This window comes from Sphaerisporangium sp. NBC_01403, from assembly GCF_045040145.1.
GTDB classification, from domain to species: domain Bacteria; phylum Actinomycetota; class Actinomycetes; order Streptosporangiales; family Streptosporangiaceae; genus Sphaerisporangium; species Sphaerisporangium viridialbum.
On the sequence record NZ_CP109534.1, the window covers coordinates 1,720,598 to 1,735,810 of the forward strand.

Here is a 15,213-nt window from a genome sequence, read left to right on the forward strand (position 1 = left end):
GGCGCGTCCGACCAGGTGGTCCTCCTCCGCATCCGATGGCGGGGCGCGCCGTACCGACGGCCCGCCCTGCCCGATCCGATGGCTTGCCGAAAGGAGCTGCCATGGCCACCCGTGCCCCCGACAACCTGGCGGCGATCCCGCCTCCTTCCCCGGTGCGGTCCGGGCCCGGTACGCACCGGCGTCACATCGTGCACCGGATGGACGTCAAGGCCTCGCCGTACGCCTATGTCGCCCCGTTCTTCCTGCTGTTCTGCGCGTTCGGGCTGTTCCCCCTGGCGTACACCGCCTGGGTGAGCCTGCACGACTGGACCCTGCTGTCCGACGTGCACAAGTTCGTCGGGCTCGACAACTTCACCACGCTGCTCGGCGACGACTACTTCTGGAACGCCACGTTCAACACGCTGTCCATCGGCGTGCTGTCTACGGTGCCCCAGCTGCTGCTGGCCATCTGGCTCGCGCACCTGCTGAACCGCCCGCTACGGGCCCAGACCCTGTTCAGGGTCACGCTGCTGCTGCCGAACGTGACCAGCGTGGTCGCCGTCGTCGTCATCTTCAGCCAGCTCTTCGGCCGGGACTACGGCCTGATCAACTGGGTGCTGTCCTGGTTCGGAGTCGGCGCCGTCGACTGGAACGCCGGGACCGCCACCTCCCACGTCGCGATCTCCGTCATGATCATGTGGCGGTGGACCGGCTACAACGCGCTGATCTTCCTGGCGGCGATGCAGGCCGTGCCGCGCGAGCTGTACGAGGCCGCCACCATCGACGGGGCGAGCGGGTTCACCCAGCTCCGCAAGATCACGGTGCCGATGATCCGGCCCACGATCGTGTTCGTGGTCATCACCTCCACGATCGGCGCCATGCAGGTGCTCGCCGAGCCGCTGCTGTTCGGCATCTACAGCCCCACAGGCGGCCCGGATCGGCAGTACCAGACGCTGTCGCTCTTCATCTACGAGAACTTCGTCAAGCTGGACTTCGGCTACGCCTCGGCCGTGTCCTGGATGATGTTCCTCTTCATCGTCGTCATCGCGGGCGTGAACTACCTGCTCACCCGCCGGACGAGAGGGAGCCTGACGTGATACCGCGCACGGCGGGCAGGGCCCGCACGCTCACCTACCTCACCCTGCTGGCGGTGGCGTTCTTCTCGGCCCTTCCGCTGTACTACAGCGTGGTGGTCGCCTCGCGCGACAACTCGGCGCTGGCCGACGTGCCGCCCCCGCTGCTGCCGGGCGGCAACCTCCTCGCCAACGTGGAGCGTGTCTTCGACACCGTGCCCTTCGCGCTCGCGCTGCTGAACTCCGTCCTGGTCTCGGGCGCCATCGCGATCTCGGTGATGTTCTTCTCCACCCTGGCCGGGTTCGCCTTCGCCAAGCTGCGCTTCCGCGGCGGCAAGGCCCTGCTGGTGGTCACCGTGGCGACCATGATGGTGCCGACCCAGCTCGGCATCATCCCGCTGTACCTGCTCATGGTGAAGCTGGAGTGGACGGGCTCCATGTACGCGCTGGTCGTCCCCGCGCTCACCAACGCCTTCGGCGTGTTCTTCATGACGCAGTACCTGTCGCGGGCGCTGCCGACCGAGCTGCTGGAGGCCGGCCGGGTCGACGGCTGCACCACCTGGGGCCTGTTCTGGCACGTGGTGCTCCCGGTCGCGCGCCCGGCCGCGGCCGTCCTCGGCATGCTGACCTTCATGTCGGCGTGGAACGACTACTTCTGGCCGCTGGTCGTGCTGACCCCGGAGAACCCCACCGTGCAGGTCGCGCTGTCGACGCTCGCCGCCGGGTACGTCAGCGACTACGCGCTCAGCCTGACCGGCACGGCACTCGGCACGCTGCCGCTGGTCATCGTGTTCGCCCTGCTCGGGAAGCAGGTCATCGGAGGAATCATGCAAGGAGCTGTGAAGGGATGACCATGACCGTCACCACTCGGGGGACCCTGCCTTCATATCTGACGGAGGGACGGGCGGTCTTCCCCGAAGGCTTCATATGGGGCGCCGCCACGGCGTCCTACCAGATCGAGGGGGCCGCCAGGGACGACGGCCGCGGCCCCTCGGTCTGGGACACCTTCTCCCGCACGCCGGGCAAGGTCGCCTTCGGGCACACCGGCGACGTGGCCTGCGACCACTACTACCGCTACGCCGACGACGTGCGGCTGATGAGCGACCTCGGCCTCGGCGCCTACCGGTTCTCCATCGCGTGGCCGCGCGTGCAGCCGGACGGGTCCGGGCCGATCAACACCCGGGGGCTCGACTTCTACGACCGGCTCGTCGACGAGCTGGCCGGCGCCGGCATCACGCCGTACGTCACCCTCTACCACTGGGACCTGCCCCAGACGCTGGAGGACCGCGGCGGCTGGACCAACAGGGACACCGCGTACCGGCTCGCCGACTACGCCGCCGCCGTCCACGCCCGCCTGGGCGACCGGGTGCGCAACTGGGCCACGCTGAACGAGCCCTGGGTGCAGGCCTTCCTCGGGTACGGCTCCGGTGTGCACGCGCCCGGACGCCAGGACCCCGCGTCCGCGCTGATCGCCTCGCACCACTTCCTGCTCGGCCACGGACTGGCCACCCAGGCGCTCCGCACGGCAGGGGCGGAGGAGATCATGCTGGTCATCAACTCCTCGCCCGTGCTGACCCCGGCGCAGGGCAACGACCCCAGCGCCGAGATCTCGGAGGCCGACGCCGAGGCGGTGAACCGCGTCGACTGCCTGCTCAACCGGCAGATCCTCGACCCCGTGCTGCGCGGGAGCTACCCGGCCGAGGTGCTGGCGATCGTCGAGCGGATCGCCGGGCTCGACCACATCCACGACGACGACCTCGGCGACATCCACCAGCGCACCGACGTCATCGGCGTCAACTACTACAACCCGTGCATCGTGCGGTCGAGCCCGGGAGAGCCCGCCAACCCCGCGTGGCCCGGCACGGAGGACATCCTGTTCCCCGCCCTCGACGCCCCGAAGACCGCCATGGAGTGGCCGATCGTCCCCACGGGACTGTCGCGCCTGCTGCTGCGCCTGTCGCACGACTACCCCGAGGTCGGCCTGATGGTCACCGAGAACGGCGCCGCCTTCGACGACGTGGTGACCAGGACCGAGGCGGGGGAGCGGGTCCACGACGCCGACCGCACCGCCTACCTCGACTCGCACCTGCGTGCCGTGCACGCCGCCATCGAGGGCGGGGCCGACCTCCGCGGCTACCTGGTGTGGTCGCTGCTGGACAACTTCGAGTGGGCCGAGGGCTACCACCGCAGGTTCGGCATCGTCCACATCGACTTCGCCACCCAGCGGCGGCTCCTCAAGGACAGCGCGGAGTGGTACCGCGGAGTCATCAGGGAGAATGGGCTGGCATGAGACGACCCACCTTGGAGGCGGTCGCCGCCCGGGCAGGGGTGTCGAAGTCGAGCGTGTCCCGGGTGGTGAACGGAGAGGCCACGGTGACCCCGGAGATCCGCGACCTGGTGATCCGGGCCGTGAGAGAGCTGGGGTACGTGCCGAACGGCGCGGCCAGGAGTCTCGCGACCCAGCGCACCAGCGCGGTCGCGGTGATCGTCTCCGACCCCCCCAAGGGGCTCGTGTCAGACGATCCGATGTTCTCCGCGGTCGTCCGCACGGTGAGCCGCGAGCTGGAGGCGGCGGGCAAGCAGGTCACCCTCATGCTCGCCGGGTCGCCTGAGAGCCAGCTCCGGGTGGAGCAGTTCGTGGCCGCCGGGCACGTGGCGGGGGTCATGCTCGTGTCGATGCACGGCGCCGACCCCCTCCCGGGTTCCCTGGCGCGCATGGGCGTCCCCATGGTGTCGCACGGCAAGTCCGTCGCCGGGGTGCCGTACGTCGACAACGACAACCTCGGCGGCGCGACGTCGGCGGTCAAGCACCTGCTGGACCTCGGACGGCGGCGCATCGCCACGATCACCGGCCCGCTCGACATGGTGGCCTCGCAGGACCGTCTCACGGGCTACCGTGAGACCCTGCGCGACACCGGTCGCCGGTCGATCGTCGCCATCGGCGACTTCACCCGCGTCTCCGGCGCCGAGGGCATGCGCCAGCTCCTCGACGACGACCCGGCGCTGGACGCGGTCTTCGCGGCCAACGACCTGATGGCCATCGGCGCCCTGCGCGCCCTGCGCGAGGCGGGGCGGCGGGTGCCCGACGACGTGGCGGTGGTGGGCTTCGACGACATCGAGGCCGCGTCGTACACCACGCCGCCGCTGACCACCGTGCGAAGCCCCATGCAAGACCAGGCCCTCGCCACGGCGAGGCTGCTGCTCGGCCTGTTCGAAGGCGGGTCCGGCGACCCGGTCATCATGCCCAACGAACTGGTGATCAGGGAGTCGGCGTAATCACTTCATCGTGGAGGGCACTGGTATGAGACGACCGACTCTCGAGGCCGTGGCGGCACGGGCGGGAGTGTCCCGTGCCACGGTCTCCCGGGTGGTCAACGGAGGGACGACCGTCACGGCGGAGCTCCGCGAGGCGGTGATGCGGGCGGTCGACGAGATGGGCTACGTGCCGAACCTCGCGGCGCGCAGCCTGGTCACCCAGCGGACCGACTCGATCGCGCTGGTGGTCTCCGAACCGCCGACGAGGGTCTTCTCCGACGACCCGATGTTCTCCACGGTCATCCGCTCCGCGAGCGCGGAGCTGGAGGCCGCCGACAAGCAGGTCATCCTGATGCTCGCCGGCACCCCGACGAGCCACGCGCGCGTGGAGCGCTATCTCACGGGCGGGCACGTCGACGGCGTCATGCTGATCTCGATGCACGGCGCCGACCCGCTCCCCGCCGCGATCATGCGCATGCGGGTCCCCGTGGTCTCGTACGGCAGGCCCGCCGTCAACGTCAACCTGCCCTACGTCGACAACGACAACGTGGGCGGCGCCGAGGCGGCCGTGCGCCACCTGCTCGACCGGGGGCGGCGGCGCATCGCCACGATCGCCGGGCCGCCCGACATGATCGGAGGCCAGGACCGGCTGGCCGGCTACCGCTCGGTCCTGCAGGGCTCCGACCGGCGCTCGATCGTCGCGATAGGCGACTTCACCCGCGAGTCGGGGGCGATCGCCATGAGGCAGCTCCTGGAGGACGATCCCGGGCTCGACGCCGTGTTCATCGCCAACGACCTGATGGCGATCGGCGCCCTCCAGGCGCTGCGGCAGGCCGGGCGGCGGGTGCCCGAGGACGTCGCCGTGGTCGGGTTCGACGACATCGAGGCCGCTTCGTACACCGAGCCCCCGCTGACGACGGTCCGCCAGCCCTTCCGCGAGCAGGCGGCGGCCATGGTGCGGCTGCTGCTCCGCCTCCTCGAAGGCGGCCCCGCCGATCCCGTGGTCCTGCCCACCGAGCTGATCGTCCGCGAGTCCGCGTAGACGCGGCGCCACGCCGCCCGCCATAAGGCCCGCATAAAACGGGGCCAGGCGGGCGGCGTTCGCGCGTTCAGGGGGCCTCTCAGCGCCGCTCGCGCACGCGTCCGGGACCGCGCCCCTCCCACGGGCGAGCCGTGACGGCCGTCCCCGCTCCCGACAACTTCGATAGTCTTGACAAAAAAAGTGTTCGGTGCGACCGTTGGGTCATGGCCAGGCGGCGGGGATCGAGACCGGCGCCGGGCCGGCACATCGGAGACGAGGGCAAGGAGTTGCGCGATGACTCACGCATTCGAGCTGCGCAAGGAAATCGAACTGCGGGCGACCGCGGAAGAGGTCTGGGACGCGGTCGCCACCGGACCGGGCCTGAACTCCTGGTACATGGGGCGCAACGAGATCGAGCCCCGCGAGGGCGGCAGGGTCAGGCAGTTCTTCGGCGACTTCCCGTCCGACGCCACCATCACCGCCTGGGAACCGAACAGGCGCTACGCCTTTCGCAGCGGCGAGGGCGAGGGCGGCACGTTCATGGCTTTGGAGTATCGGATCGAAGGACGCGCGCAGGGCGGCACGGTGCTGCGCATCGTGCACAACGGCGTCCTCGGCGAAGGCTGGGAGGCCGAGTTGGACGCATTGCACAGAGGCTGGGACATGTACCTGCACACGCTGGACCAGTACCTCACCCATTTCCCGGGAAAGTTCGCGCTCGTCGTCTTCGGCGCCCGTCCGGGCGAGGGCGCCGGCGAGCCGGTGTGGCGCCTGCTGGAGCGCGGGCTCGGCATCGAGCGCGAGGTCGTGCAGGGCGACCGGGTGCGGCTGACCCCGGAGGGCTTCGAGCCCATCGAGGGGGTCGCCGACTACGTGGCCCCGGGCTTTCTCGGGGTGCGCACCGGTGACGGGCTGTACCGGTTCATCTGCCTGCAGGACACCGTGGTCATCGGGCACCACCTCTTCGCCGACGAGGCCGACCCCAAGGAGGCCGAGCAGGCCTGGGAGGACTGGCTCGGCAAGCTGTTCGCCTAGGCCGCCCTCAGCCCCGTCTTCAAGGTCTCCGGAGGCGCCGCACAGGACGACGGCCCGTCCGGCCCACCCGAAAGGGCCGCCGTCCTGTCAGCGCCGCGAGGTCGCGGGAAGCCGCCGGCGGCACGCGACTCGCCATACCTGGCAAGCCGTGAATCCCGCCGAGTTGTTTGTCCGAGAACAAATGCACAGCCCAAGGAAAGAGAAAGAGAAATGACGAACTCGACCGTGCGCGCCGATCTGTCCGGCCCGATCATCCCGGCCCCCATCTCCGGTACCATCGGCATAGGCGGCCACGGGAAGAGGACCCTGGGCACCACCTGGGACTGAATGAGGACGGGTGACGATGCTGGTCGAGTTGACGATGCACCGCACCACCACTTCGCAGGCATCGGCCAATTCCCCGATCGACGGAATACGCATATTGGCACTCCTGCCCGAAAAATGGCATAAAGACCTCAGACAGGGCAATGGAGACATCGTCATCCGTGTCGACACCGCTGACGACACCACCAGCGCCCAGATCCAGGCCACGGTCAACGCGGCTCTCGCCGATCCGGCGATCAGCCACTGGGAGCTTCGCGCCTGCCAGACCCTGACGACCGGATCCTCAGAAGAAGGCCCGTGACCGTCCGCCGGAGATTTCTTCCCCGCGGATGTCGAGGACGCGCCGCCGGCTCCGACCCAGGTATGTGAGGCGCCCGCGGAGGGCGCCCTGACCTTTGAGGAGCACGAGCCGTGAAGTACATGCTGATGATCTACATGAACACCGCCACCTGGGACTCCCTGTCGGAGCAGCAGCGCGAGGAGGTGTTCGCCGGTCACGACGCGTTCATCAAGGCGATCACCGAGTCCGGCGAGATGGTCGGCACCGAGGCGCTGGCCAACCCCGCGACCAGCGTGACCGTGCGGGTGCGCGGCGGGGTCACCGAGGCGACGGACGGGCCGTACGCCGAGGCCAAGGAGTTCTTCTGCGGCTACTACCTGGTCGACTGCGAGAGCAGGGAGCTCGCCGTCGAGCTCGCCGCCCGGATCCCGGACGCGCGGTACACCGGCATCGAGGTGCGGCCCCTCATGGGCGATGGGGGAGCGGACGCCTGAGCCCGCGCCTCGCCGCCATCGACCGCGGCGACGCGTGCCGCGATCGTCGCCAAGGCCGCCTCCGGCGGCTGGCCCGGTGAGGCGGCGGAGGGCCGGGACACGGGGATCGTGTCCCGGCCCTCGCCATGTGCGGGCAGGGCGCCGTGCGCGTCCCGCGCGACGGGCAGGAAGATCATGAAGAACGCGCTCCCTCATCCGGGGCGTCCCGTGCACATCTTCCGTATTGCGCTGAGCAAGATCTTTTGGCTGCCCGTGCGAGGAACGATCAAGCGAACCCGAGAAACCGCTCCCTGGAAACGCCGCGCATTCGCGCAGCTCAATGGGCGTTGTTTCGTTACAAACGGATCTTCAGGGAGCGCTCCCTGGAACGCACTCCCGGTTGCCGCATCGTGTGCGTCACGTTTCCGGTGGGTTAATTAGGCCCTTGACAGGCATTGTCGGAGGAGACACTCTCTCGTTGAGAGAGCGCTCCCCGAGCCCCTGTGGCGCTACCCCCCATCTTCAGGAGACGCGATGCCGCCGTCCCCAAATTCTCCCCGCAACCGCTTGGCCCTGCTCATCGCCCTCGCGGTCGCCCTGATCATGTCCTGTCTGACGATCGTTCCCGCCATGGCCGCCGACACCTTGCTGTCCCAGGGAAAGCCGGTGACCGCCTCCTCCTCGGAGAATGTGGCCTTCCCTGCCACAGCGGCCGTTGACGGCAACGCCGGGACCCGCTGGTCGAGCGGCTTCGCCGACCCGCAGTGGATCCAGGTCGATCTGGGCGCCACCGCCACCATCACCCAGGTCGTGCTGAACTGGGAGGCCGCCTACGGCAAGGCGTTCCAGATCCAGACCTCGGCCGACGCCGCCACCTGGACCAGCATCTACACCACCACGACCGGCGCCGGCGGCAACCAGACCCTCGCGGTCAACGGTTCCGGCCGCTACGTGCGCATGTACGGCACCCAGCGCTCCACCCAGTATGGCTACTCGCTGTGGGAGTTCCAGGTCTTCGGGACCATCGGCGGCACCACGCCGAGCCCGACGCCGACCATCACCCCCACCGGTGACCCCGGCGGTGACAAGCTGCTGTCGTACAACAAGCCCGGCGTGGCCTCCAGCTCCCAGAGCGACGGCAACTGCTACGAGTGCACCCCCGCCAGGGCGTTCGACCGCGACCCGGCCAGCCGCTGGGCCACCAGCTCCACCACCGGCTGGGTGGACCCGGGCTGGATCTACGTGGACCTCGGCGCCACCGCGCAGATCCACAAGGTCATCCTCCAGTGGGACCCGGCCTACGCCAAGGCCTTCCAGATCCAGGTCTCACCGGACGCGACCAACTGGACCTCCATCTACTCCACGACCACTGGCACCGGGTTCAAGCAGACCCTCACCGTGAACGGCACCGGCCGCTACGTCCGGATGTACGGCACCCAGCGCTCCTCGGCCTACGGCTACTCGCTGTGGGAGTTCCAGGTCTGGGGCACCGGCGGCGCCCCCATCACCCCGCCGCCGCTCCCGCCCGACCCGCGCAACCCCCCGCAGCTCGTATGGAGCGACGAGTTCAACAGCGCCGCCGGCACCAAGCCCGACCCGGCCAAGTGGGTCTCCGACTACGGCACCGGCCAGAACGGCGAGCTGCAGTACTACACCAACAACAACAACGCCTCCACCGACGGCGCCGGCAACCTGGTGATCGAGGCCCGCAAGGAGACCACGGCCGGAACCGCCTGCCCCGGCGGCCCCTGCCAGTACACCTCCGGGCGCATCAACACCGGCAACAAGTTCAACTTCACCTACGGCCGCGTCGAGGCCAGGATCAAGGTGCCCAAGGGCAACGGCCTGTGGCCGGCGTTCTGGATGATGGGCGCCGACTTCCTCACCGGGCGGCCCTGGCCGTACAACGGCGAGGTCGACATCATGGAGATCCTGGGCAAGGACACCAAGACGGCCTACTCCACGATCCACGCTCCCGCCTACAACGGCGGCGGCGGCATCGGGTCGCCGTACACCCTGCCCGGCGGGGCGGACTACTCCGACGACTTCCACGTCTGGGCCGCCAACTGGGACAGCAAGGGCATCGTCTACACCCTGGACGGCCGTACGGTCTTCACCCTGGACAAGGCCCAGGTCGAGGCGACGCGTGGCCCGTGGGTCTACGACCACCCGTTCTACCTGATCCTCAACCTCGCGGTGGGCGGTGACTGGCCCGGTCCGCCGGACGCCTCCACCGGGTTCCCGAAGCGGATGCTCGTCGACTACGTCCGCGTCTACCAGTAGGCGCACGGGTTCCGGCACGGCCCCCCACGGGCCGTGCCGGACCCTCCTAACAAAGGAGACTCCCTTCATGGAGCGGGACATCCCCCCACCCCGTATCCGGCTGCGGCGCTCGCGTACGGCCATGCTGGTCGGCGCCCTGGTGGCGCTGCTCGGCGGGTCCATCGTGACCGCCGCCTCACCGGCCAGCGCGGCCGACGCCCTGATCTCGCAGGGCAGGACGGCCACCGCCTCCTCCACCGAGAACGCGGGCACCCCCGCCTCCGCCGCCTTCGACGGCAACGGCGGCACCCGCTGGTCGAGCGCCGCGAGTGACCCCCAGTGGCTGCAGGTCGACCTCGGCGCGTCCGCCACGGTCAGCCAGGTGGTGCTGAACTGGGAGAACGCGTACGCCACCGACTACACGATCCAGACGTCCGCGAACGGCAGCGCGTGGACGACGATCAAGACCGTGACCGGTTCCACCGGCGGCAACCAGACGCTCGCGGTCTCGGGCACCGGCCGTTACGTCAGGTTGCAGACCACCAAGCGCGCCACCCAGTGGGGCGTCTCGCTCTGGGAGTTCCAGGTGTTCGGCACCGGCGGCGCCCCGCCGCCCTCGCCGCCGCCCGGCAACGTCGTGCGCGTCGCGGAGTTCCTCGCGGACTGCCCGTTCAGCCACCGGCTGCCCGACGACCCGATCATCTTCCCGGGCCTGCCGGGCGCCTCCCACATGCACAGCTTCTTCGGCAGCACGACGACCAACGCGAGCAGCACGGTCACCAGCCTGCAGAACGCCAACAGCAACTGCAACCCGGCCGTCGACAAGTCGGCGTACTGGGTGCCCACCTTCTACAAGGACAACGTCCCCGTCGAGCCGGTCATCACCACGTTCTACTACCTGGGCGAGGGCGTGAACAACGACGTCGTCGCGCGGACGCAGCCCCTGCCCTTCGGCCTGCGCATCGTGGCGGGCAACGCCAAGGCCACCGCTCCGGACGCCACCACCATCTCCCGCTGGTCGTGCCTGCACGCGGGCGAGGTGAACCCCGGCAAGGACTTCGTCAACTGCCCGGCCGGCACCATGCTGGAGTCCTACCTCGACTTCCCGCAGTGCTGGAACGGCAGGGACCTGGACTCGGCGGACCACAAGAGCCACATGGCCTACCCGGTCAACGGCACCTGCCCCGCCACCCACCCGGTTCCGGTGCCGAAGCTGCGCCAGGTCCTGCGGTACCCGGTCACCGGTGACCCGTCGCACTTCCGGCTCGCGTCGGGGGCGGGGTTCACCATGCACGGCGACTTCTTCAACGCCTGGCCCGAGGCCGAGATGGCGCGCCGTGTGAACGACTGCATCCGTCCGATCATCAAGTGCGGAGCCGACGGCCACCCGTAGGCCACAGGTTCCCGCGAAAGAACTCCCAGGGGCGGGGAGTGCGGCTACGCCGAATCCGCCGCCTCGCCCCTGGGGCACCACCAGTCGAGAGGACCCGGCATGAGAGCAGGAGCCTTCCTCGCGCGGCCCGCCACGGCCGCCGTCGTGCTCGCCGCGTCGCTCACCATGGGGTGCGCCGCCACCGCGCCGGTCCCGCGTCCCTCGGCGGCGCCGGGTGGCCAGGCCACCGCCCCTTCCCCCGCGGCCCTCACGGCCGCGGGGGACTTCGGCCCCACCGACGTCGCCTGGGTCGAGCTGATGATCCCGATGGACGAGCTGGCCCTGCGCATGCTGGCCCTCGTGCCGGACAAGTCGCCCGACCCGGACATGAAGCGGCTGGCCGCCCGGATCAGCACGGCCCACCGCACCGAGCTGGTGAAGCTCCGCCAGCTCCTGCTGCGCTCGGGCGTACCGGAGACCAACCCCCACCAGGGGCACAACATGCCCGGCATGGTGACCCCCGAGGAGCTCGGCGCCATCGGCCGCACCTCGGGCGCCGCGTTCGACCGCCTGGTCACCGAGCACCTTCGCGAGCACCTGATGCAGTCGGTGGTGGTGGCCCAGGGCGAGCAGCGCTCGGGCACCAGCGAGGACACCAGGACCCTCGCCGCCGCCATGGAGAAGACCAGGTCGTCCCAGCTCGCCGACCTCGACCGGCTCGCCGGCTGAGACCTCCCGGCGTCAGGTGGCGAAGACCGGCGACAGCCGGGGCCAGTCCGCCGCCGCGCACAGGACCGGCGGGCGGTCGATCGGAGCCGGCAGCGTGAGCTCCCGCGATCCGCTCACCGGCGCGCCCGTCCAGACGTCGACCCACTCGCCCGCGGGCACGTACGCGCGCACCTCCGTGGCGCCGGGTTCGACGACCGGCACCACCAGCAGGGCGTCGCCGAGCTTGTACTGCAGTGGGTAGCGCCAGATCAGCGGGTCGGCGGGGTGGTCGAAGAACAGGCCGCGCATCAGCGGCGGCCCGCCCGCCACCGCGACCCGCGCCTGCTCGGCCAGATAGGGCACGAGCCGCTCGCGCAGGTGCGCGAACCTCCTGAACACCGGCAGGACCCGCTCGTCGCCCGAGCGCTCGGCGATGTTCCACGGGGTGCGGTCACGCGACGGGGAGCGGTGGTGGTTGAACTCCGAGTGGTACTGCATGATCGGCATGAACGCCGACGTCCCCGCCGCCCGCAGGTACAGCTCGGCCGAGGGCACCTCGCCGGAGAACCCCGCGAGGTCCCACCCCCAGTAGACGATGCCGCAGGCCGACGCGGTGATCCCGGCGATCACCGAGGAGCGGTACGCCTCCCACGTCGAGTCCTCGTCGCCCGCCCAGAACGCGCCGTGCGGCTGCGACCCGGCGAACCCCGCCCGGCTGAACGTCACCGGCGCCTTGCCGCACGAGCGCAGCAGGTCGCCGAACGCGCGGGCGTAGTGCACCGGGAACAGCCCGTTGCCGTCCGCGCCCCTGCGGCCGTCGGCGTAGCGCAGGTCGTGGCCCCACGCGTGCTCGCCGCCGTCGGTCTTGAACCCGTCGACGCCCACCTCCTCGGCGAGGTAGCGCCGCCTGGCCGTCCACCAGTCGCGCACCTCGGCCGAGCTGAGGTCGGGCATGAGCGCGAGCGGGAACCACCAGCCCCTGTTCCGGTACGGCCGGCCGTCCGCCTCCCGCACCACCAGGCCCCGCCGGAGCGCCGCGGCGGCGTCGACCGCCGCCTGGCCCGACGGGTGCGGCCGCATTTTCATGAGGGGGATCTGCCAGAGCAGCACCTTGACGTCACGCGCGTGCAGCTCGTCGACCATGCCCTTGGGGTCGGGCCACGGCCCGTCGGCGGGGAAGCGGAAGTCGGCCAGCCGGTGCGGCTCCTCGCCGGGCTCGTACCGCGCCCCGCGGAAGGCCGTGAACGTCGACTCGTCGCTCCACGCCTCGATGACCACCGCCCCCACGGGGATGTCCAGGTCGCGGTGGCGGTCCAGCTCGGCGAGCACCCGTTCCTGGGTGTTCCACTCGTTGCCGCTGGCCCAGAGCCGGAACACCCAGGGCGGCAGCTCGGAGGGCAGGCCCACGTCGGCGAGGAAGGCGCCGAGCACCTTGACGGGGTCGCCGTCGTAGAGCCGCAGCGCCAGCTCCGGCCCCTGGACCTCCGCCTCCACCCGCAGGCGGCCGGGCGTGGACGCGCCGACGTCGTACCAGGTGCGCGCCGAGGTGGCCACGTGGAGTCCCCAGGAGCCCTCGCCGCCGACCACCAGCGCGAACGGCATCGGCAGGTACGTGCGGCCGTGCCCGCCCTGCCCCTTGTACTGCTCGAACACCACCGCGTCGAGCGCGCGCCCGCGCTGGTCGACGGCGTCGTAGCGCTCGCCGAAGCCCACGACGTGCTCGCCCTCGGCCAGCGCGAGCTCGAACCGCACCCGCCGCACGCCCTCGCCGCCGGTCAGCCACGCGACGCTGCCAGGAATGACGCGGTCGGTGCCCTCGACGGTCAGCGTGCCGCCGCTCTCGCTCCACGCCGCCGCCGTCACCTCGAACCACCGGGTCGTCCGGGTGGTACGCCCGTCGTCGCCTGAGGTCGCGCGGAAGCGGTAGGAGTAGCGGTGCCCGGCCCGCAGGGGCGGGGTGCGCGCCGCCCACGAGCCCGGCCCCCGGGCGGCCCGCGCCTGGGCCGCCGCGAGGTGACCGCCCCCCGCGTCCCCGCCGGCGGCGGCGCGTACGGGGGCCAGGTCGAGCACGACGGGCGGGCCGCCGTCGACGGTCCACTCGCACGCCACCGACCGCACCGAGGGAGCCGCCCTGACCCGCAGCTCCAGCGCGTCCCCGTCGACCGGGAACGCCGGCACCCGCTGGTCCTCCGTCGTGGCGTAGGGGTGCCCGGAACCCGTGGGCCGATGGCGGATCATGGCTTCACTCCCAGTTCGTCGGCGAGCATCAGGTACATCCCGTGCGACCAGAGCAGCGGGGTGGCGACCGGCCCCCAGCGCTCGACCCACTCCTCGCGCCGCTCGGGGGCGAGCAGGACGGTGGAGACCTGCTCGGGCAGCTCGCCGTCCGCGCTCGCCTGGGCGGCCATCCATTCGAGGTAGCGCATGGCCTCCCCGGGGCGGCCCGCGCGCGCGTGGTTCAGACCGAGGAAGCCCGACAGCAGGATCCACCGGCCGCCGCCGTAGAAGGTGTCGGCGAGGTAGCGGTGGACGCCGCCCTCCCGGGCGAGCCGCCGCTCGACCTCGGCCACCGTGGCCACCGCCACCGGGTGGCCGGGCGGGTACAGCCCGAACGGGTGGACGCAGGCGAGCAGGCTCGCGTCCACCGCGTCCGTGCCGAGCCACTTGGTCAGGTGGCCCCGCGTCGTGCTCTCCGGCCGCCCGGTGCCGCCGGTGGTGTCCTCGGCGCGGGCGACGCCCTCGGCCTCCACCAGCGCGGCGATGCCCTGGACCGCCTCGGCGGCGGCCTCGGACGACGCCGCGTCGAGCACGCCGAGGGAGATCGCGGCCCGCAGGCCCGCGTGGATCGCGCCGAGCGTCGACACGTGCCGCCGCTCGACGTGCTCCTCCCACCAGTCGTAGCAGGGCCGGTCCCAGAACGCGGTGAGGTAGCGCGTCGCGACCCGTACGGCATGCTCAGCGCCGGGGACGTCGGCGCCGTGCCGCTCGACGTGGCGGGCGAGCGCCCACATCCAGGCGCCGTAGCCGTCGAGCTGGTGGTCCCACCACTCGTCGGTGCCGTCCTCGCCGTCCAGCGTGAACCGGGTCGGCAGCATCTCGGCCGGGGAGACGGCCTCGCCGCGCGCCGCCCGCTCGACGAGCGAGGCGACCTGCCCGGCCCGGGCGCCGACCACCCGCGCGCTCCAGGCGTGGAACCTGGTCGGCCCCTCGGCCTGGTCGCTGCGGCTCATCCCCTCCGCGATGAAGGCGCCGTCGCGCAGCCACGAGTAGCCGCTGTAGGCGGAGAAGCCGGGACACGCCGGGTACGCCCCCGAGGGCGACTGATGCGTGCCGATCACGTCGATGCTGCGCGAGACGAGCTGGGAAAGCCCGGCCCGGGTCACGTCGCGTCCTGCAGTCACTGGGTCAGATCTCCTGCTTGATGGGGTACG

Annotated in this window: 13 protein-coding genes; 11 read left to right on the forward strand and 2 right to left on the reverse strand. The window is 71.0% G+C overall.

Translation table 11 applies throughout. From position 1 onward, the window contains the following. The first annotated feature begins 101 nt into the window (after positions 1-101). The 11 genes from OG589_RS07425 to OG589_RS07475 all read left to right on the forward strand — a co-directional run bounded on the left by OG589_RS07425 (position 102) and on the right by OG589_RS07475 (position 11,803). Positions 102-1,076, forward strand: a complete 975-nt coding sequence (locus tag OG589_RS07425) for a carbohydrate ABC transporter permease (RefSeq protein WP_405147361.1) — start codon at positions 102-104, stop codon at positions 1,074-1,076. Next, on the forward strand, positions 1,073-1,903 hold the full coding sequence (locus OG589_RS07430; protein WP_405147363.1) for a carbohydrate ABC transporter permease: 831 nt from the start codon (positions 1,073-1,075) through the stop codon (positions 1,901-1,903). The genes OG589_RS07425 and OG589_RS07430 overlap by 4 nt, the downstream gene beginning before the upstream one ends. A 2-nt stretch (positions 1,904-1,905) precedes the next feature. After that, positions 1,906-3,342 carry a GH1 family beta-glucosidase gene (locus OG589_RS07435; RefSeq protein ID WP_405147364.1) on the forward strand — a complete coding sequence of 479 codons (1,437 nt, stop codon included), beginning with the start codon at positions 1,906-1,908 and terminating at the stop codon, positions 3,340-3,342. After that, complete coding sequence (locus OG589_RS07440; RefSeq protein ID WP_405147365.1) at positions 3,339-4,328, forward strand: LacI family DNA-binding transcriptional regulator; 990 nt, start codon at positions 3,339-3,341, stop codon at positions 4,326-4,328. Before OG589_RS07435 ends, OG589_RS07440 begins: the two co-directional genes overlap by 4 nt. A gap of 25 nt (positions 4,329-4,353) precedes the next feature. Continuing rightward, positions 4,354-5,349 (forward strand): LacI family DNA-binding transcriptional regulator, encoded by a 996-nt coding sequence (locus OG589_RS07445; RefSeq protein WP_405147366.1) that lies wholly within the window; start codon positions 4,354-4,356, stop codon positions 5,347-5,349. Positions 5,350-5,622: 273 nt separating this feature from the next. Continuing rightward, positions 5,623-6,363 carry an SRPBCC domain-containing protein gene (locus OG589_RS07450; RefSeq protein WP_405147368.1) on the forward strand — a complete coding sequence of 247 codons (741 nt, stop codon included), beginning with the start codon at positions 5,623-5,625 and terminating at the stop codon, positions 6,361-6,363. A 343-nt stretch (positions 6,364-6,706) separates the two neighbouring features. After that, entirely contained in the window at positions 6,707-6,988 is a 282-nt protein-coding gene (locus tag OG589_RS07455; RefSeq protein ID WP_405151975.1) for a hypothetical protein, read from the forward strand. Positions 6,989-7,107: 119 nt separating this feature from the next. Further along, the gene (locus tag OG589_RS07460) at positions 7,108-7,461 is read left to right on the forward strand and encodes a YciI family protein (protein WP_405151976.1); all 354 of its coding nucleotides are present in this window, start codon (positions 7,108-7,110) and stop codon (positions 7,459-7,461) included. Between the two features lie 513 nt (positions 7,462-7,974). Then, positions 7,975-9,723 (forward strand): discoidin domain-containing protein, encoded by a 1,749-nt coding sequence (locus tag OG589_RS07465; protein WP_405147369.1) that lies wholly within the window; start codon positions 7,975-7,977, stop codon positions 9,721-9,723. 67 nt (positions 9,724-9,790) lie between these two features. Further along, a complete protein-coding gene (locus OG589_RS07470; RefSeq protein ID WP_405147371.1) occupies positions 9,791-11,095 on the forward strand; it encodes a DUF1996 domain-containing protein in 1,305 nt (434 codons plus the stop codon). A 99-nt stretch (positions 11,096-11,194) separates the two neighbouring features. Continuing rightward, on the forward strand, positions 11,195-11,803 hold the full coding sequence (locus OG589_RS07475; RefSeq protein WP_405147372.1) for a DUF305 domain-containing protein: 609 nt from the start codon (positions 11,195-11,197) through the stop codon (positions 11,801-11,803). 12 nt (positions 11,804-11,815) lie between these two features. Here OG589_RS07475 and OG589_RS07480 read toward each other — a convergent pair whose 3' ends face one another. Both OG589_RS07480 and OG589_RS07485 read right to left on the reverse strand, forming a co-directional pair. Continuing rightward, on the reverse strand, positions 11,816-14,020 hold the full coding sequence (locus OG589_RS07480) for a TIM-barrel domain-containing protein (RefSeq protein WP_405147374.1): 2,205 nt from the start codon (positions 14,018-14,020) through the stop codon (positions 11,816-11,818). Then, entirely contained in the window at positions 14,017-15,183 is a 1,167-nt protein-coding gene (locus OG589_RS07485) for a glycoside hydrolase family 15 protein (RefSeq protein WP_405147375.1), read from the reverse strand. Before OG589_RS07485 ends, OG589_RS07480 begins: the two co-directional genes overlap by 4 nt. Positions 15,184-15,213: the final 30 nt, after the last annotated feature.